The sequence below is a fragment of the Corynebacterium sp. TUM25020 genome (assembly GCF_056388495.1).
This window is the reverse complement of sequence record NZ_JBWJFG010000003.1, coordinates 99,452-123,414: the sequence shown is the minus strand read 5'-3', so window position 1 is coordinate 123,414 and position 23,963 is coordinate 99,452. Positions and strand designations below refer to the sequence as shown.

Genomic DNA, 23,963 nt, shown 5'->3' with positions numbered 1-23,963 from the left:
ACCAGCCCACCAGCTGGGACCCACGTCACAGTGGCGGGGAAGCCTGCGCTAAAATACTAGAGTCATGCGCCATACGACTTCCCCCTCGCTTGCGCCCAACGGCACCGCCATTGCCTATATTGTCCGCGATGGTGGTTATCCTTACGCGGTTCAGGCGGCCCTCACCGAGGATGGAGTGGGGAAGGAACGACCCGTCCAACTGCCTACAGAGGGCCCTGTGACGCGCGTACTGCATTCCCCGGACGCGCAGTGGATCGCCTGCGAAGTATCCCCTAAAGGTTCGGAAAAGCTTGAGACCTTTACGGTTTCTACAGACCCTGGGGTGCAGGGGGCGTCACCACTCAGGAACACCTTTGACGCCCGCACGCGCCTGGTGGAGTGGGACCGCGACAACCTGGCTATGGACGCGGTGGCCGCCGACGGTATGACTGAGGCGCGTCTGGTGAACCCCAACACATCCCGCTACCTGGTGATGGACCGGCGCATTGATGCGCTGCTGGTCGCCGCCGAAGCCGGATATTGCCTGATGCGCGTTGGCCCGCGCGGCAACCGAGAACTTCTGCTGGTCACCCCGCAGGGCAGGTGGATGCCGCTGCTGTCACCGGAACCAGGCGCGACGACGGAGGACGGGCGGATACTGCCGATTGCGGATAATCGCCTGGTGATTCTGGTTGTCACCGACCACGGGGCGGAGCGGCGGCGTCTGCTGCGGCTGGTCGTTGATATTGAGGGCGAGCGTCCGGTGTGCGTTGAATCGGAAGAGTTGATTAGCAATCCCGAGGCCGACGTAGATGAATTCGTCATCAGTGAGGATCTATCGACCGCCGCGGTCCTGTGGAACCAAGCGGGGATTTCCAATCTGGAGCTTTTAAGCCTGGGCGACGAACAGCGCGTCCAGGTACGCCGCACTGTGGAGCTGCCGGGCATGGTGGCCGCCGGGCTTTCCATCACCGACGAAGGCCGATTGCTGGCTCTCACAGTCGAGGGGCCGAATCTGCCGCCGACGGTGGAGATCCTGCGACTCGAGTCCGGGCGCGTGGAACCACTGGACCCAAACCGAAGTGACCGCCTAGATGAGCGTGCTCGCCAGGGAGATGTGCCCGAGCTGGTTTATTACACTGCTCGCGACGGGCTGGAGCTTTCCGGATGGCTGTATCTGCCCGAGGAACCTGCGCCGGAGCGCCCCGTGTATGTGCACCTGCATGGCGGGCCGGAAGGGCAGTCGCGCCCCACGAACCACGATGTGCTCGCAGACATCGTTGCCGCTGGTTACACGGTATTTACTCCCAATATTCGAGGTAGCAAGGGCAATGGACGGGCATTCATCCACGCCGATGATCGCTATGGTCGCTTCGCTGCCATCGACGATGTGGCGGATACGGTTTCTTTCCTTTGTGACGCCAACTTGTGCACTCCTGGGCGGGTATTCCTCGGCGGTCGCAGTTATGGCGGGTTCTTGGCTGTGTTGGCGGCGGCTCGCTACCCCGACATGTTCCTGGGCGTGGTGGATGCCTGCGGTATGACGAGTTTCGAAACGTATTACGAATCGACGGAGCCGTGGCTGGCAAGCGCGGCGTCCCCCAAGTACGGGTATCCCATGCATGACGCGGAACTGCTGTGGGAGATCTCCCCACTGCACAAGGCCGAGCAGATCACCACCCCAGTACTGCTGATCCACGGGGCGAATGACTCGAATGTCCCACTGCAGGAATCCCAGCAGCTATATGACGCGCTGGTGTCGCACGGCCGCACGCCCCAGTTCTTGGAGGTACCGGGGGAGGGCCACCAATTTGTAAAGCCGAAGTCGCGGCAGCTGATCGGCGAGCGGATTTTGCAGTTCTTTGGAGAACTGAGTTAGCGCCTACCGAGCTAGATTCTTTAGCTATGGCGCGCGAGGGTGTGCAGGAGCCCCACGGCGAAAGTCAGTAAAGCGTCCTATCGTGGAACGCGTTGGATCCCTAGTTCCTCTAGAACGGGGACACAGCCCAAAAACACTTTGTTAGGAGAGCGAGCCTCGATGGCACACCAAAAGCGTCAGATTCCAAACCCCGTTGAGATTTTTGACCTTCTGAAGTTCAAGAAGCCGACCTTGGATTTTAAAGCCCGCCGCCTCAGCAATGCGCAGACGATTTGGGATCTGCGCGACATTGCGAAGCGTCGCACCCCGGCTGCAGCCTTCGACTACACCGATGGCGCTGCCGACAATGAGATTTCCATGAACCGCGCACGTAAGGCTTTCCGTGACGTGGAGTTCCACCCGTCAATTCTGAACGACGTCTCCCATGTGGACACGACTGCGGAGGTCTTCGGCGGTACGTCCTCTCTGCCTTTTGGTATTGCACCGACGGGCTTTACCCGCCTTATGCAGACCGAGGGCGAGCTGGCCGGTGCCGGTGCCGCCGGCCGTGCAGGCATTCCGTTCTGCCTGTCCACCCTGGGCACCACCAGCATCGAGGACGTGCAGAAGGCCAACCCGAATGGCCGCAACTGGTTCCAGCTATACGTCATGAAGGAACGTGAGATCTCCTACGGGCTGGTCGAGCGTGCTGCTCAGGCGGGCTTCGATACTCTGCTGTTCACCGTGGATACACCAGTGGCAGGCAACCGCCTACGCGATGCCCGCAACGGCTTTTCCATCCCACCGGAGATTTCTCTGGGAACGGTGCTCAACGCCATCCCGCGCCCCTGGTGGTGGTGGGACTTCCTAACCACGCCACCGCTGGAGTTCGCCTCCCTGACCAGCACCGGCGGCACCGTCGGTGAGCTGCTGGATTCCGCGATGGATCCCTCCATCAAGTTCGAGGACCTGAAGACCATCCGCGAGATGTGGCCGGGCAAGCTGGTCGTCAAGGGCGTGCAGAACCTGCCGGATTCTAAGAAGCTGGCCGACCTGGGTGTTGACGGCATCATCCTGTCGAACCACGGTGGCCGCCAGCTGGATCGCGCTCCGGTTCCTTTCCAGCTGCTGCCGGAGGTCGTCCGCGAGGTCGGCAAGGACGTGGACGTCGCAATGGATACCGGCATCATGAATGGTGCGGATATCGTTGCCGCCATCGCCAAGGGTGCGAAGTTCACCCTAATCGGTCGTGCCTACCTCTACGGCCTGATGGCCGGTGGCGAGGCCGGCGTGGATCGCGCCATCGAAATCCTGGCCAGTGAGGTGCGTCGCACCATGCGTCTGCTGCAGGTTTCCTCCCTCGACGAGCTGACCCCGGAGCACGTGACCCAGCTGAACTCCCTGGACATCAACCGGGTCAACGGAGTGGCAGCCGACGAGCAGAGCCTGTTCAGCTAGTCGCTGAACTTCATGCCCGCGTCGCTGAGGCGGCGCACGTAGGGCATCCCCAGGCCGGTGGCCGGAGTGAGCACTCCGCCGCCGGTTTTTCCTTGGTAGGCGGAGCCTGTCGGCAGTTCGGCGTCACAAAGAACAAGAGTGAGCGCAGCCTCGCTAAGCATCAGGGACGTGCCCTTGTACCCCGGGTCGGCGTCCAGGCTGATGGTGTTTGTGTACGTGCTGCCGCCGGCGCCGACGCCGTAGTGCTTAGCGTGGAAGAAACCGGCATCGCGTTCGGCCTCAGACGGCCCCTCGCCGGGCTCAGGTACCCAGCGAGAGAGGAACGTGCGCAGCTTGTCTTGGTTCAGCGCCGTCACTGCCGTGCCGAGCACTGCGCCCATGGTGAAGGCACGCATGCGCCCCTTCAGCCCCTTGCCGGTGTACTGATATTCGCTGTAGCGCATTTTATCGCCGTATTCGTAGCCGAGCAGCGCGTTCGAGCGGCGTACCACGCGCGTGTTGGAGCCCGCCATGATGAAAGGCCCGGCCCAGACGTCCTCGCTGCCGTCGCTAGCGCTAGCACCCCCGATGTCACTTTCCCGCACCACACCGAAGTCTGGCTGCTTGCCCAGCTCCGGCTCGTTGGCGCGGTCAGGGGAGAGGGTGTATGGGTCGGCCAGCAGCCGCTTCTTCTTCTGGCTGCCCTTGGCGGCGGCGAATTGTTCGCGCATCGAGTCGATCGTGCCGCCGGAGAGCCCACCCTTCATCTTCACGATCATGGTGGCGGACTTGAGGGTGTCTTTATTTTCGGCCGCCCTCTGTCCCAGCAGTAGCATTCCCAGGTCACTCGGAACGGAATCGAAGCCGCAGGCGTGGACGATGCGCGCTCCGCTGGCGGTGGCGCGGTCGTGGTAGGAATCAGCGGATTCGCGCATGAAGAGCGCCTCTCCGGCGAGGTCGACATAGTGCGTACCGTGGGTGGCGCATTCGCGAACCAGCGGGAAGCCGTGGCGGTAGTAGGGGCCGACGGTGGAGATGACCACGCGTGTATCGCGGACCAGCTTCTCTAGGGAGCGATTATCGCTGGAATCGGCGATAACCAGCGGGAAATCCTTGGCTCGCGGGTGCTTTGCAGCCAGCTGCTCGCGCAGGGCCTCCAGCTTGGTCTGGTTCCGGCCAGCCAGGGCGATGCGCACGTCGGCGGGGGCGTTGGCGGCCAGGTAGCCGGCGGTCAGCGCGCCGACGAAACCGGTGGCACCCATCAGGGTGATGTCGAAGCTGCGGGAGGGGGAGTTGCTCATGGCTACATTTGTACCGGTTAGATTGGGTGAATGACGTCTGAAAACCAGTTTGCGGGTGTGAACCCACCACTGCACGTAGTGTTCGACCGCCCGGAGATCCCCCCGAACACGGGCAACGCCATCCGCATGTGCGCGGGCACGGGGGCTTCGCTCCACCTGGCTGGGCCGCTCGCCTTCAAGTTCGACGACAAGCACGTGCGCCGGGCGGGGCTGGATTACCACGAACTGGCAGACGTGCACGTCCACGAGGGCATCGATGAGGCGCTGGCTCACGTGACTGACCCGGTACGTGGCTCGGGGCGGGTATTCGCCTTCACCGCGCAGACGGGCACGTGGTTCACGGAGGTGGACTACCGGCCGGGTGACGCGCTGCTCTTCGGCCCGGAGCCGACTGGCCTGGCCGACGATGTGTTGGCCGACCCGCGGGTGGCGGCGAAGGTACGCATCCCGATGCTGCCGGGGCGGCGCTCCATGAACCTATCGAACGCCGCGGCGGTGGCGGCCTACGAGGCGTGGCGCCAGTTGGGCTTCGCCGGCGGTGTGTAGCGGGGTGCCGGAAGGGGTGCCACTGCTGTCCGGTGAACTCAAGGTGTAGATTCTATTAAGAGTAGCCTAAATCACCTTTCGGAATATTGAGCGGAACCTGTGAAGCTTGTATTCTTGTTCGTGTAGGGTGCAAGCTTGAAGGCTTAACCTTCATCTCGCCAAGAAGGAGTGGGTATCCGTTTTTTAGGTAAACCTTAACAGGTGGGTCGAAGAACGGATCTAAGGCTGGAAAAGGATAATGGCTCGCGTATTAACCGGTGAAAACCTTAAGTTGGCCGAAGATCGCCAAGGGGCGGCGCTTAGTCGGGCATGTATTTGTCTTCTAACCGTTGCTGCCCTTCTGGGTGCACTCGTGACCATCGTGGGAGCCATTGGAGGAATTAATGTTCCTTCGGCGCAGGCGCAGACTCCAACGGGAAACTGTAAAGAAGAGAAACTGCTGGATACGCAGCTCTACACACCTCTTTCGGATGCGAGGAATGACGAAGATTTAAAGCAAGTTGCAAGTTCTACAAAGAGCAACGCCAAGAGGTTCCGCATTAACATCAAGAGTGGTACGCGGGGGGTGGATCTGCCGCTGACCCGGGTAGAAATTAGCACTACAAGGTCCTTTAATGTGGATCTAGGCGGGTTTTTTGTCACTAAGAAAGAGACCAGCAACGGGGTTGAATACAACTCGTCTACCACGCCACCGCCCGGAGGCGGTCGGATCGGCACGAACGGTAAGGCTGTGCAAACCACCGGTATTACGGTGCAAAGTCGTAATAGCGCAGGGAAGGTAAATTCCGTCTCTTTTGACCTTGAAGGTACAGGGACGGGATTCAATACTTGGCCAGGAAATACCCTACAGGTGTTGACGAATGCGCCGTCGACACAAGGTAACGATTACTCGGTCAAGGTTTATGGCATGGTCTCGGTGCCGTGTAAGTGTGAGGAGGCGACAACCCGTAAAGGTCCCCGAGAGCTCACCCAAGACGAACTCAATAAGGGCACGGCTGTTTACGTGTCGGCCACGCCGAATGGTGGACAGGCGGGAAACACGAGCACACAGCTCAACCTGCAGATCGAGGGTAGCAGTACTTTTACCCCCATCGGCAAGCCCTCCAACTGGGTGTACAACGCGCTGTCCTACAACACGAAGGATCACTGGATCTACGCCATAAGCCAGGCGAACCACAATTCGAGCCTCCAGGAATGCCACCCCGCGGGCCATCTTCTGCAGATCGATCCGGTCACGGGTGAGGTGTACGACCTCGGGCTGGTCAAGAATGCTCAGGGGGCGACCCTTTTCCACAAGGCGACCAGCGGAAGGCCAAACGACCTGGATCTAATCAACACCGGCACCTTTGACCTACGTGGATCGAACGAAGTGATGTGGGTGGGCAACACCGCAACATCCGGTACCCGACAGCTGTATAAGATTCCCCTGCCAGCGGTAGGTGCGAAGGATCCACGTGGCGAGATTGCCCGTAATCAAAACAACGCGCCTTTCCAAGCTGGAGCTGAGGATCATGTTGTCCTCCCCAGTGCCCCACAGTACCTCTGGGGTCTGGTGAGTCCCGCCCGCATGCAGCAAGACGGGGCGAACCCAAGGACACACGTCATGTTTGAGCGCATCAACATGGATACAGGAGAACGGAAGACGTGGACTATCCTCGCGGATCAGCTTCAAGACCCGTCTGGTAATACAGCGATCCCGGAGAAGGTCTGGGGTAAGGCCTGGTTGTACGGCAACGGCAACCTCGGCTTTGGTACCGGCGGAAGTACTGCCGATCAGGTGGGCATGCAGATTAGGGTTTTCGACCCAACCGGAGAGCATCCGAGCTTTCAGCTGGTCTCTCGGCTGTCGGACCTTCCTGCTTCCTACAACACCGATGCAACGAGTAACCCCGGGGTGCAGAACCCCTCGGATCTTAAGGCAAAGAAAACTACTTTGGAGCCAGGAGACCCCCGACTGGAACAGGTCTATGCTGCCGGCTTGCCCAGGAACAAGAAGTATTGGGCGCTGGAGGTTGAGAACATCGGAAAAGGTGCTTCGTCAGGTTTCACCTTGTACGACATTCTGCCGGCAACCTACGAAGGCCTCGTGGAGTACAACCAGGTTGTTTACGAGGGGTACGACGGTGGGAATGTCCACACTCAACCTGCCACCGAGAACCCCCAAACCGGTGAGATAACAAAAACCTACTTCTTCGGACCCATGCCTGCCGGCGGTAAGGCGACCGTCATCATTGGCGCGACATTGAAGTCCGGTGCGGAATGTCGCCCTAACACGGCGTCTGTGATTAACCATGACAAAGACGAAGACCCGACGAACGATACTGCTTACGATTCCTGTCCAGGTGCATTGAGCAAGACTGCCATCGACACCAACGGTGACGGAAAGGTCGGCTTCGACGACATCACTTCCGATACGGATGGCCAAGGCAATGTTACGTACACTGCCGCCTATGACGTGACGGTTAAGAGCTTTGATGACCTTAACGAATACGTTTACCCGGCGCCCACCGATACCCCGAAGCTGCCCAAGGGGGCGAAGCTCACCGGTGCGGAGGTGTACTTCACTGACGAATACACGTCCAAGGACAAACAACCGGGAGACACACCTTCGTGCGTGGTAGAATCTGACGTGCTGCAAACGGGAAGCTTCCGGCTAGACAACTGTGACCGAGAAGGTTCCGAGGACTCCCCAGAAATGCGGGAAAAGCGCACCATCGATGCAGTTGGACGGCAGGATTCCAAGCATGGCGACGGCACTCATCGGTACCGAGTCAAACTGAAGTTCACCCTTGATAAGGAAGAATACGATAAAGCTCGAACTGAATCGGCCGGAGGCGGGGAAGGTGGCGTCACACCCGGTGACGGTGACGACGTACCAGAATGCAGTGCAGAGCGCGGCGGCTTCGCCAATAGCGTGAAGATGGGCGACCTCGAAGACGAGGGTTGCTATCCCGGACCCGATAAGACCCGTTTCTATCTATGGAAGGTCGATTCGGACTCCGCAGGAAACATCACGACTATCCCCGCGCGCGACGGCGACAAATACGGGGCGCAGTTCGCGATCTACGACCAAGACCCCACGGGACCGGCGGCGAACAAAATTGCGGACCTCAAGGTCACAGAGGATGGAAAGTACCTCTGGACTGAACTGGACTACGGAACCTACTTCTTGTTGGAGACGAAGTCGCCGGACGGCTATCAGCTCTTGCCTACCCCGGTGAAAATCAGCATCAAACGAGATGCCAGTGGCAAGACGATCGTGGAGTCGGCCCAGCGGAGCGCGCTGTTTGCTGCGTCTAAGCCGAGTGACCTGCCACAGGACTATCCAGACGGTGCATGGCTGCAGGTGGCCAATGTGCACCAGGGCGTGATGCCAAAGACCGGTGGCGACGGTGTGATACTCCCCATTCTCGCGGGGCTTCTCATCGCAGCCACAGGAGCCATGGGCATACGCCGACGACTGAACTAACCCTGACGTGCACAACTTCTAAAGAGGAGAACAATGTTTCAACACAGTACCCCAGGCCGGTGCCGAGATGGACCCGGGTGGGCACGATGACCTGAAGCCAAGAAACCACATTGCTCACACAAGGATCCGTTACGAAGGCGCGCAGTGTTCACCGCAAGTAGCTCGCCACGAGTATTGCCAACCATGTGCCCTCGACCACTCGGATCAACTTCCACTACTCATTCACTTGTAAGAAAGAAGGACGTTCATGTCTAACGCAACTGTCGGCAAGCGCGTAGGTGCGCTGTCCGCTGCATTCGCTATCGCACTGGCTGCCGGCACCGTCGGCGCCGAAGTAGTCTACGAGGCCCCGACCGCACAGGCGCAGGCCGTCAGCACCATCGACAACAACCAGCCACTTTCCCTTACCCTGCACAAGCTCATCGGCGCTGAGGGCGAGCAGGGCAACGGAACCGAGATTGACAATCCCTCTGGTGAGCCAGCCGAGGGCGTCAAGTACAAGATTGAGCTGGTTCAGCCACTGAACAACAGCGGCGACTGGGAAAAGGCACGCAAGATTACCGACCCTTCCAAGGCAACGGCTTGGAACGGCGACGGTGCATACTCCAACGAAGGCACCACCGGTGCAAATGGCACCCTGAAGTTCGAAAACTTGCCAAAGGGTCTCTACAAGGTCACCGAAACCCAAGTCCCGGCTGATTCGGGTCTGGTGCCCGGTGCTCCGTTCCTGGTATATGTGCCGATGACCAACTCGGACAACAAGAGCTGGATCTATGACGTTCACGCGTACCCGAAGAACTCCAAGGTGACAATCACCAAGGAAGTTGAGGACCAGAACGCACAGGCAGGCCAGGACTACAAGTACACGATCACCACGGGCGTTCCGGCTGTTGCTAAGAATTCCACGCTGAAGAAGTACATCGTCAAGGATGTACTTGATCCGAAACTGGACGCTGTAAACGCCACTGTCGAGGTGAAGTACGGAGAGTCCGCTGACAAGGCTCAAGCATTGGTGGCAGGCACCGACTACCAGTTGGTAAAGGACGGCCAGGAGATCAAGGTCGAATTCACCGAAGCTGGCAGCGATAAGCTGAAGTCCACCGACCTCGTGTTCACCACCATCAAGACCAAGACCAACGGCTTCATCGAGCACGTTCCCAACGACGCAACGCTGATCACCAATAACGGCTCTTCCGAACACGACACTGAGAAGAAGTCGGATAAGGTTCACACCTACTGGGGCAAGGTCACCATCAACAAGACCGACGGCAACGATGAGAACAAGAAGCTGCAGGGTGCAGAGTTTGAGTTGGTGCAGTGTGTCGATGACGGCAACGGGGCCTGGAAGAAGAAGGAAGGCACCGATCCGCTGAACGTCCAGGGCCAGGACAAGTGGACCACCAACGACCAGGGCACTGTCACCATCGAGGGCGTACACGTTACCGACTTCGCCAACAACCAGGCCGACGAAGAGACCAACTACTGCTTGCACGAGACCAAGGCACCTGAAGGCTACGTGGCCAACGATGCGCTTGAGCACTTCGAGCTGAAGAAGGGCGATGTGGATGATAACGGTACGCCGACCGCCGACATCAAGTACACCGCCAACATCAAGAACTACACCGACGAAAACCACCTGCCGAACACCGGTGGCGCAGGCTTCTGGGCCATTGTTCTGGCTGGTTTGGCGATTATCGGTGGCGGTTTCTACGCAGCTCGCCGAAGCACCCAGCAGTAGGGGCTAGGCAGTTCGAACGGGAAAGCAACGGACATGACAAGCACAATTGGTAAGCATCGAAAGAGCGCACCGCGATCGCTCTTTCGTCGCACCTTCCTCCCCATCCTTTTAGTGGTGGTGGGGCTGCTTGTCATGCTTTATCCCGTTTACGCCACGCAGTGGAACAACCACCAGCAACAAAAGATCGCGGAAAAATACGAACAAGACTTGAAGGAAACGGATCCTCAAGTCCTTAGTCGAGCGGTAGAGGAAGCCCGCAGGTATAACACGACGCACAAGGACGGACCGATCCTGGATCCGTGGCTGGCTCGCGTCAGCGAGGATAACCCCGCATACGAAGAGTATCTTTCCCAGCTCTCTGGGCAGAGCGCCATGAGCCAGGTGGTTATCCCGTCCATCGAATCGCGCCTACCCGTTTACCACGGGACCTCCGACGAGGTTCTGCAAAAAGGTCTTGGGCACCTCTATGGATCCTCCTTACCTGTAGGTGGGAAGGGAACTCACGCGGTTATTACAGGCCATACAGGTCTGTCCAACGCCACACTGTGGGATGACCTCGTGGACGTGCGGAAGGGCGATGCGGTCTACGTGTCGACCTTCGGCGAGAAGATGAAGTACGAGGTGTACGACACAGAGGTTGTCTTGCCGGACGAGGTCGACAGCCTCAAAACCCGACCAGACGAGGACCTACTGACCCTCATCACTTGCACCCCCTACGGTGTGAATACCCACCGGCTCCTGGTGCACGCCCACCGCGTTCCAATGGATGAGGACGAAGGCAACGTGTTCGATGATCGCGGCAAGCTGATGCAGTGGTGGATGTGGCTACTGCTCGCCGCCGCAGTGTTGATCATCGCACTGATTACTTGGTGGTTCCTTCGCGAGCGGAAGAAGCAGAAAGCCAGACGATCCGAACAGGTAGTAGGCGAAGAAGAAATGGAAGAGGAATAAGCCGTGAACCTCATGAATACCGCGTCACAAGTGCAGCGGGCGCCGGTGCACCGTGCCGGGCTGCGCCGCTCCGTGTTCGGTTTGGGCGCAGTCGTGGCTCTGGTCGGCACTCCGCTCGTTGCCCCCGCTCCTGTCGTGCCGCAGGCTATCGCGAAGCAGCACACCATCACAGGCCAGGTCGAAGGCCTGGATGTGAAATTTATTGATGCCACCCGTCTCGGTACTCTCACTGTGGTGAAAAGCGAACCAAATTGGTGGGACGACCGAGGGGGCAAGAAACCCTTTGGGCCTATCGACAACATTCGCTTCACAGCGCAGCGTGTCCAGGGGATTGACCTCACTACCGAGAAGGGGATGAAACAGGCGAAGCGGCTCTCGGTAGCTGATGCTCGTCGGCGGGGATTCGATAGAACCTTTGAGGCGTACACAGATAGTTCCGGTAAGGCAGTGTTCACCGGCCTCCCGGTCGGCTTGTACTTGGTCACGGAATACGAGGGCGCGGATCCTACTAAGGAATACCGCCAGTCCAGTCCTTTCCTCATCACGATCCCTATCGGAGAAACCGGCAGCTGGAACTACAACGTGACGGTGAATACGAAGCCGAAGCCGGAGGACAATCCAGGAACGCCGCCGGACAATCCAGGAACGCCACCGGATAAGCCCGGAACGCCTCCGGATAAGCCCGGAACGCCTCCGGATAAGCCCGGAACGCCGCCCGATAAGCCAAGCACTCCAGGTACCCCGCCGCCGGAGCACCCGGATACTCCAGCACCGCCAAATAGCCCAGGCGGTGGTCATGAAGGCGGCGAGTCTTCAAGCATCATCGATCGACTGGCACAAACCGGAGCGCATCTGTGGTGGGTGGCGCTTATCGGAGCCATGCTCGTTGTTGTGGGTGCATTTACCTTGCTTCGCCGCCGACGTGATCTGGCTGAATCACAGGAGAAATAAAGTAGCTGTGGGAACATTCCCACCGTGCAGATTCTTCTATAAGTATGGAAGAAAAACCTCATCCCGCCCCGCGGCATAGTCCCAACGTGCCGCGGTTTTTCATGCTCTTGGCCATGTTCGCCCTAATGCCCAGAATCCCCAGCCAAAGTGTCCGCCTTCTGACAGGATCGGTGGCATGACGTACCCTCACTACGGCTCGCCTGCCCCTATGCCCGCCTACGGGTATGCCCCGCCGCCGCAAACCGGCCAAGACTCTCGCTTCATGCCTTTGCTGATCGGCTGGCTAGCTGCCTTCCTTATGCCGATCGTGTACTGCGTCTTGCGCTTCGTTTTCTATGGCAAGGACTGGGTGGGGATACTTCTAATCGCCGGCGCGGTCGGCCCGCTCTTCTTCGGCATTCAGTGCCTCCTCAATTTCGTGGCGCTCGCGATCCCGAAGTGGTGCAATGATTCCCTCGCTATCTTCTGGGGTGGCATGCTCGTATGGTGGGGCGGCGGTGCGGCTTTCGCAGTGGTGCCGGGGTGGGAGTTCCGCGAGGAAATCCGGGAGTACGGAGAGAAAGCTTGGCCCACCGGGGGACCTGACGACTGGGATGTAGCGACCACGGAAGATGGGCAGCGCTACATCGAAATCCTCGATACCTGGCTGGATACCGAAACGACTTTGCAGCATACTCTCACAATCCCCACCTTGGTCGCGCTGGCTGGAATCGCCATCGTCGTCATTGGCGTGGTCGTGGCCGCCATGAAACCTGCTCGTCCAACTGTCGCCCAGGCGCCGCACTGGCCGGGTAGGCCCTACTAGTTTCGTGCACTAGTTGCTCTCTTAGCCATGACGCCACCTCGATCCCAGCGAGCCCGCGTGGAATAATAGGCGGTATGGCAGCTACTAAATTGGATGGAAAACTCTACCGCGACGAGATCTTCGCCGATCTGGAACAGCGCGTCGCTGCGCTGAAGGAAAAGGGTGTGACTCCCGGCCTGGCCACCGTGCTCGTGGGCGACGATCCGGCCAGCCACTCCTATGTGCGCATGAAGCACAAGGACTGCGAGCAGATCGGCGTGAACTCCATCCGCAAGGACCTCCCGGCGGACGTTTCCCAGGAAGAGCTCAACGCAGTCATCGACGAGCTGAACGCTGACGATGCCTGCACCGGCTACATCGTGCAGCTGCCGCTGCCGAAGCACCTGGATGAAAACGCTGTGCTGGAGCGCATCGATCCGGACAAGGATGCCGATGGCCTGCACCCGGTGAACCTGGGCAAGCTGGTGCTCAACGAGCCCGCTCCATTGCCTTGTACTCCCAATGGCGCGATCCACCTGCTCAGCCGCTTCGGTGTGGAGTTGAACGGCGCGAAAGTTGTAGTCATCGGCCGCGGAGTGACGGTCGGCCGCCCGATCGGCCTGATGCTCACTCGCCGCAGCGAGAACTCCACTGTCACCCTGTGCCACACCGGCACGAAAGACCTGGCGGCGGAGACGAAGGCTGCGGACGTTATCGTGGCCGCCGCTGGTGTGCCGCACATGCTGACCGCAGATATGGTCAAGCCCGGTGCTGCCATCCTGGACGTGGGAGTGTCCCGCGGCGAGGACGGCAAGCTGAAGGGCGATGTGCACCCGGACGTGTGGGAAATCGCCGGCGCCGTTTCGCCCAACCCTGGGGGAGTGGGGCCACTGACCCGTGCCTTCCTCGTGCGCAATGTCGTCGAGCGTGCGGAGAATCTGCTGCGTGACTAATCGCTCCCGCCCCGCCCGCATTGGGGATGCGCGCCTGCGTTTACTCGATAACCCCCACGACCGGAATAACCCGCCATCCAGGCTCTCCCGTACTGTGCAGATGGCGCTGCTGGGGCTGTTCGTGTTGATGCTGCTGGCTGTCATCGCCCTTTTGCTGGTGGACAGGTGGCGTCGCGCCAGCGTGATGCTGGGCAGCGCTATGCTCTACCTGGCCGTCCTGCGCCTACTTCTGGATTCCCACATGCTGGGAATCCTGGCGGTGCGTTCACGCCGCTTCGATACGGCCTTCACCGCGGCAATCGGATTCGGCATTCTGTGGATTGCCGTGAGCGTCGACCCGCTGGTGAGTTAATTCAGTGGTGCTGCGGGAGCAGAACTTCCCTCGGCAATGATCTCCGCCTTAGCCAGGAATTTCGTTAACACCTGACCCATCTGCCGCGACTCGATCAGAAACCCGTCGTGACCAGTGGGGGAGGTGATTTTCGACATGCCAATGAAGTCGCCCAGATTGCGTGAAAGGTGTTCCTGCTGATGCAGCGGGTACAGAATATCGGTATCCACGCCCACCACCATCGTCGGTACTTCGCACGACCCTAGAGCTGCATTCATGCCACCCCGACCCCGACCTACATCATGCCTGTTCAGGGCATCCGTCAGTACCACATAGCTGCCTGCATCGAAGCGTGCGACCAATTTCTCTGCTTGGCGGTCTAGATAGCTTTCCACCGCGAAGCGCTGCTGTGGGTCGCGGTAGGGGCCGTAGGGGTTCTCATTCCGCTGCGGATCCACTCCGAAGCGTTCGTCTACTTCCAGCTCTCCGCGATAAGTCAGGTGCGCAATCCGACGTGCCTGCCCCAGGCCGTGTGATGGCACCTCGCCCGAGTCGTAGTAATCGCCGCCCTGCCAGGCCGGGTCCGCCTCAATGAAGCGGATCTGGCTGGACTGCAAGCCGATCTGCCAGGCCGACGCGCGTGCGCTTACCGCGATGGGTAATGCTGCGTTGATCATGTGCGGGTACATGAGCGACCACTCAAGCACCCGCGCCCCGCCCATCGAAGCGCCGATAAGGGCATGGATCCTTGTGACGCCGATACGCTCCAGCAACTGCCGTTCTGCCACAACCATGTCGCGGATCGATAGACCGGGGAATCGCGAACCCCATGCCTTGCCATCGGGATGTGGTGAGCTAGGCCCAGTGGACCCCTGGCATCCGCCCAGCACATTGGCGCACAGCACCAAATAGCGGGTGGTATCGATCGGCTTATTCGGGCCGACCATGTCCGCCCACCAGTCAGCGGCATTGCCGTCGCCAGTCAGGGCATGTTCGATCAGTACAACAGGTCGTTCCTCCGGGGATAGTCCCGGCTCGGGACCTGCGGAGAACTCGGCATAGTCCGCGTCGCCCTCCGAAGAGTCGTAGAACGCGAAGAAACGGAGTTCGGCGTCAACAATAGTCACACCCGCCTCCGTGACAACGTCGCCGATAGGCACCGTGCGCGACGTACCAGAAGCGGGGAGGAACTCGGGGTTCATGAGGTATCAGCCCAGTAAATTGTGTGTTCTAGATAGCCTCGAAGCCGCGCTTGAGGTCATCGATGATGTCGGTGATGTCCTCGATGCCAACGGACAGGCGGACGGTCGCATGGGAGACACCAGCACGAGCCAGGCCGGTCGCGTCGGACTGGGAATGCGTAGTGGTGGCTGGGTGCACCACCAGGGAACGCACGTCGCCGACATTTGCTAGGTCAGAGTGCAGTTGCAGGGCATCGATGAAGGTCCAGGCCTTAGCCTTTGCCTCTTCCGAGGTCGGATCGTCGACCTTCAGGTCGAAGCTCAAGACGGAGCCGGTGTACTCCAAGCCCAGCTCCTCCTTGACCTTGAACCACGGGGAAGTCGGCAGGCCCGCGTAGTTCACTGTGGCAACCTGCGGCTGGTCGGCCAGGAACTCGGCCACGGCCTTTGCGTTTTCATTGTGCTTGGCGATGCGCAAGGTCAGCGTATCTAGACCTTGAGCCACGACCCAGGCGTTAAAGGCGGAGAGAGTGGCGCCCGTATCGCGGATAATGCCGGCGCGGAGCTTCATGCCGAAGGCAGCCGGGGCCAGGTCCACGTACTTCAGGCCGTGGTAAGCGGGATCCGGGTTGACGAAGCTAGGGAAGACTGGCTGGCCATCGCGCTCGACGGACCAGTCGAAGGAGCCACCATCGACGATGATGCCACCCAGGCCGGAGCCGTTACCCGTGTAGAACTTCGTCAGGGATGCGACTACGACGTCGGCGCCGAGCTCCAACGGACGGGCCAGCGCAGCGGTAGCCAGGGTGTTATCCACGATTAGCGGAACGCTGTTGTTGTGCGCAACCTCCGCCACAGCCGGGATGTTCAACACATCGGCCTGGGGGTTTGCGAAGGTCTCGGCGAAGAAGGCCTTGGTGTTCGGGCGGACGGCGGCCTGCCAGGATTCCGGGTCGTCCGGGTTGTCCACAAAAGTCGTTTCGATTCCCAGCTTTGGCAAGGTGTGCTGCAGCAGCGTCTCGGTGCCGCCGTACAGACGCGGGGAGGCGACGATGTGGTCGCCGGTGCCAGCGAGGTTGAGGATCGCGGCGGTCTCGGCAGCCATGCCCGAGGCGAATGCCACTGCGTGCACGCCGCCTTCTAGGGAGTTCAAGCGGTTCTCCAGCGCTTCTACCGTGGGGTTGGTCAGGCGCGAGTAAATCGGTCCGAGGTCTTCTAAGTGGAAGCGCTGCTTGGCGTGCTCGGCATCGTTGAAGACGTAGCTGGAGGTGAAGTGGATCGGCAGGTTACGGGCGCCGGTATCGCCGACAGGTTGGCCAGCGTGGATCTGGCGGGTGGCGAAGCCCCACTTCTCTGCGTTTTCGTTGTTGTACTTGGGCATTGGGTGAGATCCTTTGAAGGTCTGTCGTTTTGCTTGTTATTTGGGCTTGTTGCTTTACGACGATAGACCGACATGCCATAAAAGTAAACCGCTCTGTCTACTTTTTTCTTCTCGACGCCATAAAATGCCAGGTAGTGGCGTGTTTAGCGCCTAGAAGTTATCCGTACCGCTTAGTCTATATTTGTATGGTTTGGTTGCGGGGGATAGCTCCGGGGGTTGCGGGGGAATGTCGCTAAAACGGGAATCTGTTATTAGAAGCCGTTGTCAAAACTCTAAAAGGCCTGGTCAGGAAGCTGCAACAAATTGTGTTTTGTGTAGACGCGTTACAGATTCCCGATCTAGCGACATTCGCAGCGTGAACGGGGAGGAGAGGGAGGAAACTGTGCATGAAGAAACCCCGGCGCCGGCATCCTAATGCCAGCTCCGGGGTAAAACTCGCAGCAATACTACTTGTTGGAGTTTAGGCCGTCGATGATCTCGTTGAAGGTCGCGGACGGACGCATCACTGCGAACGTCTTCTCGTCATCTGGCCAGTAGTAGCCGCCCAGATCCACCTCGTGCCCCTGAACATCCAGCAGCTCCTGGGAAATCTTCTCCTCGTTGGCCTCGAGGGCGTCAGCAACAGGCTTGAAGATTTCTGCCAGCTCCGCGTCGCGAGTCTGGTCAGCTAGCTCACGTGCCCAGAACTTCGCCAGGTAGAAGTGAGAGCCGCGGTTGTCGATCTCGCCGACCTTGCGGGACGGGGACTTCGACTCGTTCAACAGTGCCTCGGTAGCGGCATCCAGAGCATCGCCCAGAATAGGGGTGCGTGGATTGTTATCCGTCTCCTGCAGTTTGCGCAAGGATTCCGCCAGAGCCAGGAACTCGCCCAGAGAATCCCAGCGCAGGTGGTTCTCCTCGGTCAGCTGAGCCACGTGCTTCGGAGCGGAACCGCCGGCACCCGTCTCAAACAGGCCACCACCGGCGATCAGCGGAACCACGGACAGCATCTTTGCGGACGTGCCCAGCTCCATGATCGGGAACAGGTCAGTCAGGTAATCGCGCAGCACGTTACCCGTGACCGAAATAGTATCCTCACCAGCACGGATGCGGTCGATGGACAGCTGCATTGCCTCCTCCGGAGACAGGATGCGGATGTCCAGATCCGCGGTGTCGTGATCCTTCAGGTAGGTCTCTACCTGCTTCCTCACGTTCATGTCGTGCTCACGCTTTGGATCCAGCCAGAACACTGCCGGGGCGCCGGTAGCGCTAGCGCGCGTCACAGCCAGCTTCACCCAATCCTGCAGCGGAATGTCCTTGGTCTGGCATGCGCGCCAAATATCGCCCTCGGAGACCTCGTGCTCCATCAGTACGTCGCCGGCCTCGTTCAGAACCTGCACGCGCCCCTCGGCCGGAATGCGGAAAGTCTTGTCGTGCGAACCGTACTCCTCGGCCTTCTGCGCCATCAGGCCGACATTCGGGACGGTGCCCATCGTCGTCGGGTCGAAGGCGCCGTTCTTGCGGCAGTCATCGATAACTACCTGGTAGATGCCTGCGTAGGAGGAATCAGGCAGAACCGCCAGCGTATCCTGCGTCTCATTGTTCTTGTTCCACATCTGGCCAGAGGTTCGGATCATAGCTGGCATGGAAGCATCCACGATCACGTCGGAAGGAACGTGCAGGTTAGTGATGCCCTTGTCGGAGTTCACCATCGCCAGATCCGGGCCATCAGCCAGAGCCTTGTCAAAGGCCTCGCGGATTTCCGCTGCCTTGTCCACCTCTCCGGCGTCCAGCGAATCCAGGATTGCGCCCAGGCCGTTCTCGCCATTCAGGCCAGCCGGCAGCAGCTGGTCGCTGTACTGCTCGAAGACATCGCTGAAGTAAGCACGCACGGCGTGGCCGAACATGATCGGGTCGGAGACCTTCATCATCGTGGCCTTCAGGTGCACGGAGAACAGCACGTCCTCCGCCTTCGCGCGCGCCACCTGAGCCCTGAAGAAAGTGCTGAGAGCATCGGCACGCATCACGGTGGCGTCAATAATTTCCTTGTCCAGAACCGGCAAGGATTCCTTGAGCACCTGCGTCTCACCGTTCGGCTTGACCAGCTGGATGCGCAGGGTGTCATCACCATCGATGATGACGGACTTCTCGTTGTGGCGGAAGTCATCTGCCTCCATCGTCGCGACGTTCGTCTTCGACTCTGGCGACCACTTACCCATGGAGTGCGGGTGCTTGCGGGCAAAGTTCTTCACGGCCTTCGGCGCGCGACGGTCGGAGTTACCCTCACGCAGCACCGGGTTCACAGCAGAGCCCTTCACTGAATCGTAGCGAGCCTGTGCATCGCGTTCCTCGTCCGTCTTTGGCTCAGCCGGGTAGTCCGGCAAGTCGTATCCGGCCTTCTGCAGCTCCGCGATGGCGGCCTTCAGCTGCGGGATCGACGCGGAGATGTTCGGCAGCTTGATGATGTTCGCATCCGGGGTCTTGGCTAGTTCGCCGAGCTCAGCCAGAGCGTCGTCAACCTTCTGCTCCTCGGGCAGCACATCGGAGAACGCGGCAAGGATACGGGCGGCCAGTGAGATATCGCGGGTCTCCACCTCCACTCCAGAGGTAGAAGCAAAAGCCTCCACGATTGGCTTCAAAGAATAAGTCGCCAAGAGTGGGGCTTCGTCGGTGCGGGTGTAGATGATCTTTGCCATGTGGCGTTCGTCTCCCAGCCTCTAGTTAGTTAGTTGATCTTTTCGTGGTTTACGATCCAAGAATACGGCAAATAGCAAACCCGTGAATGATACGGGGTTACCGCCCACCGCGCGGCCAGTTTGTGGTTAAAGAGCAAAAATATTTTTTGTTACACCCACCCGCCGCCCAACCTACCCATGAAAGCAAGCGATGCCTGTGAATCGAATCCGCCAAAATAGCTCTAAATCTCGCCTAACCAAGCTGCCATCGCGCCGCCCTATACCGCGCCAAACGGAGATTTCCACCCGCCACCGTTATATAGCCATGATTGCGATGGCTCTGGGTGGTTTCGGTATCGGTACGACTGAGTTCGTGGCAATGGGGCTGCTGAACCTCATCGCGGATGACTTTTCCATCACCGAGGGGGAGGCCGGCCACGTAATCTCTGTCTATGCGCTGGGAGTGGTCATTGGCGCTCCGCTGATTACGACGCTTACGGGTTCAATTCCGCGCCGACGCCTGGCATTGATCCTTATGGGGGCTTTCGTTATCGGCAACGGCCTCAGCGTCTTTGCACATTCCTATTGGGTGCTGATGATTTCGCGCTTCATCGCAGGTTTCCCGCATGGTGCCTACTTCTCCGTTACCGCGCTGATCGCGGCGTCGATGGCCCCGAATGGCAAGCGTGGTAAGGCAGTGGCGTTGACGGGCATGGGACTTTCAATCGCCACGGTTATTGGCGTGCCAGTTGCGCAGGGCTTGGGTTCTGCCCTTGGGTGGAACGCGGCTTTCGCGATGGTTGCGGTCATCGGCATCATTACCTTCATTGCGCTGTGGTTCACGGTTCCGCACATGACGTTGATGCCCCGCACAAAGCCGATCACTGAGCTCGGCGCACTGGTTAATTCGCAGGTTCTTATGACGTTGGCTATCGGCACTGTTGGCTTCGGCGGTATGTTCGCGGTCTACACCTATATCTCGTGGACGCTGACGGAGAACGCGGGCTTCAACGCTGACCTGATCTGGATTCCGCTGATGGTCTATGGCATTGGCATGGTCATCGGTACGTACATCGGTGGCGTGCTGGCTGACCGGAACCTGGAGTATGCGATTCTTGGCACTCTGCTGACCTTGATCGTGGTGCTGTCTGCTTTCTACTTCCTGTCGCACAACGCAGTGCTGGGAATCATAAACTTCGGAGTAATCGGACTTTTGGGTTCCACCCTGGTGCCGAACCTGCAAACCCGCCTGATGGATGTGGCGGGCGATGCTCAAACCCTCGCTGCGGCGCTGAACCACTCCGCGCTGAATATGGCCAATGCGGCCGGTGCAGCGGTGGGCGGCGCCGTCATCTCCGCTGGTTATGGATATTCCACCCCGGCTCTGGCCGGTGCTGTGATGGCTGCCTGCGGCGCACTGCTGTGGGTTCCTGCCTACTTCTTACGACGCCGTCAGCTTGCGGCTGCTCGCGGGTAGATTCTTCGCGCTGCGCTATTGGCGCACTCGTCGGGGTGGTTGTCTGACCTACTTAGTAGGGTAGGGCGCATGAAGTCTTTGACTATTGCGACGGTGAACGTCAACGGTATTCGTGCCGCGGCGAAGGTGCGTCACGAGGATAATCAGGGGATCCTGCCGTGGCTGGAAAATACTCCGGCCGACGTGGTGTTGATGCAAGAGGTGCGCGCGGATGAAAAGCAGACGCGCGCTGCGCTGGAGCCCGTGTTGGGTGAGTGGCATCTGGAGCAGGCGCCGGCTGCCGCAAAGGGGCGTGCCGGGGTGGCCATTCTGTCCCGCATACCACTGCGAGAAGTGCAGGTTGGTTTTGGGGACGAGGAGTTCGCTGACTCTGGCCGCTATATAGAGGCCACGGTGGATGCCGGCGACCTGCCGGTGCGGGTGGCTTCCCTGTACTTGCCCAGCGGTGCGGCGGGGACGGCAAAGCAGGATGAAAAGTACCGTTTCTTGGATTCTTTCGGCGAGTACCTCAACAACCGCGCTGGGCAGGGGGAGCTGGTTATCGGCGGCGATTGGAATATTTGCCACCGCCGCGAAGACCTAAAGAATTGGAAGACCAACCGTAAGAAGTCGGGCTATCTGCCGGATGAGCGAGCCTTTATGGATTCCGTCCTGGGCACCTTCCCAGATGAAGCAACTCAGGTTGCGGACGCAGAGGACGCGGGCCGCAATGGCAACCCCGCTGGCGTGGCCGGGGACTTCTTCGGTGCGGTTGATTACGCGCCGGGCGAGATCGCTGCAGCTCGCCTGGCAGCCGGCGCTGCAAAGGATCCGCAGTATTTCGATGTCATGCGTCGGGTCCTGCCGGAGCAGGCCGGCCCGTACTCCTGGTGGACTTACCGCGGTCAGGCTTTCGACACCGACGCGGGCTGGCGCATCGATCTGCAGGTGGCCACCCGCGGCATGCTGGAGCGCGCACTCAGCGCGAATAATGTGTGGGTTGACAAAGCCGCAGCTTACGACCAGCGCTGGTCCGACCACTCACCGGTGTTGGTGGAGTACACATGCTAACCGTCCTCTACGTCCTGGGGCTTACCGCGGAGTCAATGACGGCTGCGTTGGCTGCAGGTCGACAGCGGATGGACATATTCGGCGTCATGCTCATCGCCTCAGTGACTGCCTTCGGTGGTGGAACGGTGCGCGACCTGCTGCTTGGCCACTACCCGCTGCGTTGGGTGAATGAGCCAATCTTCTTAGCCATCGTATTGGTCGCAGCATTGGTGACGGTGTTGGCGAGCTTCCTGATGGATTATTTCCGCACTATTTTCTTGGTGCTGGACGCGGTTGGCCTTTCCACCTTCGCGATTCTGGGCGCACAGGTGGCTTTGGATATGGGGCATAGCCCACTGATTGTCGTGGTTTCCTCCGTGGTTACGGGCGTATTCGGCGGTGTGCTGCGCGATGTTCTGTGTGACCGGGTACCGCTGGTGTTCAACGAGGAGCTCTATGCCTCCATCGCCATCTTGGTCTCGGCGTTGTACATGAGCATGCTGCACTTTGACCTGGATCAGACGATCGGCAGCCAATTCGTCATCGTCATCTGCCTGGTCTTTGCCTTTGGCCTACGTCTGTTGGCTATTTTCTACCGCATTTCCTTGCCCGTGTTTGAGTACCAAGAACGGGAATATGTACGCGACCCCGCTGGCCGATTGACTATGTGGGCGCTCAACAAGGCTGGCGTGCGCCGCCGGGAAATGCGCAGGCGCAGCGTAGGAGCGCCGCGAGGACCGAAGGACAAGAAGAGCAAGAGGAAGCGTAGAAGACTAAACCGGTTCGAACTGGTTGACCGGGGAGAATTCGAATACGAGGACGACGGGGCGTCCGAAAGCCCGACCACCGACCCCGAAACCCGCGACGAGTAAGGTTACCTACTATGAACCAACCTGCGAAGAAACAGCGCGTCGTCTCCGGCCTGCAGCCGACCAGCGATTCCTACCACCTGGGTAACTACCTGGGAGCGGTCAAACAGTTTATCCAGCTCCAGGACGATTACGAGACTTTTTACTTTATCCCCGATCAGCACGCAATCACCGTGCCCGGTTATAACCCCAAGGATCTGCGCAAACGTACCCTCGCGGGGGTAGCACAGCTATTGGCCCTGGGTATCGACCCGGAGCGGTCCACTTTGTACGTACAGTCCCACGTGCCGGAACACGCTCAGCTGGCATGGGTATTGATGTGCATCACCGGCGACGGCGAAGCGCGCCGAATGACACAGTTCAAAGACAAGTCCGCCAAGCAGGGCGGGGATAACACGACCTCTGGTCTGTACGCGTACCCCATGCTGATGGCTGCGGATATTCTGCTGTACCGCCCGCACCTGGTTCCAGTTGGCGAAGATCAGCGCCAGCACCTCGAGCTCACGCGCAACCTGGCAGAGCGTTTTAACTCCCGATATAAGAAGACCTTCGTAGTGCCAGAGGGGTTCATTCCCGAGGGGGCAGCGAAGATCTACGATCTGCAGAACCCGACGGCCAAGATGTCGAAGTCCACGGATAACCCCAAGGGCCTAATCAACCTGCTGGATGACCCGAAGGTATCGGCAAAACGCATTCGCTCGGCGGTTACCGACAACGACGGCGAGATTCGTTATGACAAGGAAAACAAACCGGGCGTATCGAACCTGCTTGTTATCCAGTCGGCGCTGGGGGATAAGAGCATCGACGAACTCGTAGAGGGCTACCAGCAGGCCGGCTCCGGTTACGGCGACCTCAAAAAGGACACGGCGGAGGTGCTGGAGGCGTTCTGTTCTCCACTGCGTCAGCGCTTTGACGAGTACATGGCCGACCCCGCGGAGCTGCACCGCATCCTCGCGGCAGGTGCGGAACGCGCCCGCGAAATTGCAGCCAAGACAATCGAGCAAGTTTACGAGCGTGTAGGTTTCCTGGCTGAACAGTAAAGCGCGGCGGCTCTCGCCGTGCTTTACTAATGTG

At 59.5% G+C, this 23,963-nt stretch carries 18 protein-coding genes; 14 read left to right on the top strand and 4 right to left on the bottom strand.

Features of this window, described 5'->3' with window-relative positions; all coding sequences use genetic code 11:
* Positions 1 to 64: 64 nt before the first annotated feature.
* A complete protein-coding gene (locus AC05K6_RS05030) occupies positions 65 to 1,858 on the top strand; it encodes an alpha/beta hydrolase family protein (RefSeq protein ID WP_476727950.1) in 1,794 nt (597 codons plus the stop codon).
* A 159-nt stretch (positions 1,859 to 2,017) separates the two neighbouring features.
* A complete protein-coding gene (locus tag AC05K6_RS05025; RefSeq protein ID WP_448308018.1) occupies positions 2,018 to 3,295 on the top strand; it encodes an alpha-hydroxy acid oxidase in 1,278 nt (425 codons plus the stop codon).
* On the opposite strand, the gene AC05K6_RS05020 is transcribed toward AC05K6_RS05025, so the two are convergent.
* Positions 3,292 to 4,575 carry a saccharopine dehydrogenase family protein gene (locus AC05K6_RS05020; protein WP_473963623.1) on the bottom strand — a complete coding sequence of 428 codons (1,284 nt, stop codon included), beginning with the start codon at positions 4,573 to 4,575 and terminating at the stop codon, positions 3,292 to 3,294. The genes AC05K6_RS05025 and AC05K6_RS05020 overlap by 4 nt on opposite strands.
* Before the next feature lie 30 nt (positions 4,576 to 4,605).
* Here AC05K6_RS05020 and AC05K6_RS05015 point away from each other — a divergent pair, with 30 nt between their 5' ends.
* The 8 genes from AC05K6_RS05015 (at position 4,606) to AC05K6_RS04980 (ending at position 14,319) form a co-directional block, all read left to right on the top strand.
* Positions 4,606 to 5,121 (top strand): tRNA (cytidine(34)-2'-O)-methyltransferase, encoded by a 516-nt coding sequence (locus AC05K6_RS05015; protein WP_448308020.1) that lies wholly within the window; start codon positions 4,606 to 4,608, stop codon positions 5,119 to 5,121.
* Positions 5,122 to 5,971: 850 nt separating this feature from the next.
* Positions 5,972 to 8,590, top strand: coding sequence for a prealbumin-like fold domain-containing protein (locus AC05K6_RS05010; RefSeq protein WP_476727949.1), 2,619 nt, complete (start codon positions 5,972 to 5,974; stop codon positions 8,588 to 8,590).
* 247 nt (positions 8,591 to 8,837) lie between these two features.
* Positions 8,838 to 10,328, top strand: coding sequence for a SpaH/EbpB family LPXTG-anchored major pilin (locus AC05K6_RS05005; RefSeq protein ID WP_476727948.1), 1,491 nt, complete (start codon positions 8,838 to 8,840; stop codon positions 10,326 to 10,328).
* Between the two features lie 33 nt (positions 10,329 to 10,361).
* The gene (locus AC05K6_RS05000) at positions 10,362 to 11,279 is read left to right on the top strand and encodes a class C sortase (RefSeq protein WP_269944006.1); all 918 of its coding nucleotides are present in this window, start codon (positions 10,362 to 10,364) and stop codon (positions 11,277 to 11,279) included.
* Positions 11,280 to 11,291: 12 nt separating this feature from the next.
* A complete protein-coding gene (locus AC05K6_RS04995) occupies positions 11,292 to 12,230 on the top strand; it encodes a pilin N-terminal domain-containing protein (protein WP_476728034.1) in 939 nt (312 codons plus the stop codon).
* A gap of 175 nt (positions 12,231 to 12,405) precedes the next feature.
* A complete protein-coding gene (locus AC05K6_RS04990; RefSeq protein WP_476727947.1) occupies positions 12,406 to 13,035 on the top strand; it encodes a hypothetical protein in 630 nt (209 codons plus the stop codon).
* Between the two features lie 74 nt (positions 13,036 to 13,109).
* A complete protein-coding gene (locus tag AC05K6_RS04985; RefSeq protein ID WP_287861863.1) occupies positions 13,110 to 13,967 on the top strand; it encodes a bifunctional methylenetetrahydrofolate dehydrogenase/methenyltetrahydrofolate cyclohydrolase in 858 nt (285 codons plus the stop codon).
* Positions 13,960 to 14,319 (top strand): DUF3017 domain-containing protein, encoded by a 360-nt coding sequence (locus AC05K6_RS04980; protein ID WP_287861864.1) that lies wholly within the window; start codon positions 13,960 to 13,962, stop codon positions 14,317 to 14,319. Before AC05K6_RS04985 ends, AC05K6_RS04980 begins: the two co-directional genes overlap by 8 nt.
* On the opposite strand, the gene metX is transcribed toward AC05K6_RS04980, so the two are convergent.
* From metX to AC05K6_RS04965, 3 genes are all read right to left on the bottom strand, one after another.
* Positions 14,316 to 15,500 (bottom strand): homoserine O-acetyltransferase MetX, encoded by a 1,185-nt coding sequence (metX, locus tag AC05K6_RS04975; RefSeq protein WP_287861865.1) that lies wholly within the window; start codon positions 15,498 to 15,500, stop codon positions 14,316 to 14,318. The genes AC05K6_RS04980 and metX overlap by 4 nt on opposite strands.
* Positions 15,501 to 15,528: 28 nt before the next feature.
* Positions 15,529 to 16,860 (bottom strand): O-acetylhomoserine/O-acetylserine sulfhydrylase, encoded by a 1,332-nt coding sequence (locus AC05K6_RS04970; protein WP_476727946.1) that lies wholly within the window; start codon positions 16,858 to 16,860, stop codon positions 15,529 to 15,531.
* Positions 16,861 to 17,306: 446 nt separating this feature from the next.
* Entirely contained in the window at positions 17,307 to 19,535 is a 2,229-nt protein-coding gene (locus AC05K6_RS04965; RefSeq protein ID WP_476727945.1) for an NADP-dependent isocitrate dehydrogenase, read from the bottom strand.
* Between the two features lie 304 nt (positions 19,536 to 19,839).
* On the opposite strand from AC05K6_RS04965, the gene AC05K6_RS04960 reads away from it, so the two are divergent.
* From AC05K6_RS04960 to trpS, 4 genes are all read left to right on the top strand, one after another.
* Positions 19,840 to 20,991 (top strand): MFS transporter, encoded by a 1,152-nt coding sequence (locus tag AC05K6_RS04960; protein WP_476728033.1) that lies wholly within the window; start codon positions 19,840 to 19,842, stop codon positions 20,989 to 20,991.
* A 69-nt stretch (positions 20,992 to 21,060) separates the two neighbouring features.
* Positions 21,061 to 22,041, top strand: a complete 981-nt coding sequence (locus tag AC05K6_RS04955) for an exodeoxyribonuclease III (protein ID WP_476727944.1) — start codon at positions 21,061 to 21,063, stop codon at positions 22,039 to 22,041.
* On the top strand, positions 22,035 to 22,892 hold the full coding sequence (locus AC05K6_RS04950) for a trimeric intracellular cation channel family protein (protein ID WP_476727943.1): 858 nt from the start codon (positions 22,035 to 22,037) through the stop codon (positions 22,890 to 22,892). Before AC05K6_RS04955 ends, AC05K6_RS04950 begins: the two co-directional genes overlap by 7 nt.
* 11 nt (positions 22,893 to 22,903) lie before the next feature.
* Positions 22,904 to 23,929 carry a tryptophan--tRNA ligase gene (trpS, locus tag AC05K6_RS04945; protein WP_293790735.1) on the top strand — a complete coding sequence of 342 codons (1,026 nt, stop codon included), beginning with the start codon at positions 22,904 to 22,906 and terminating at the stop codon, positions 23,927 to 23,929.
* Positions 23,930 to 23,963 lie beyond the last annotated feature (34 nt).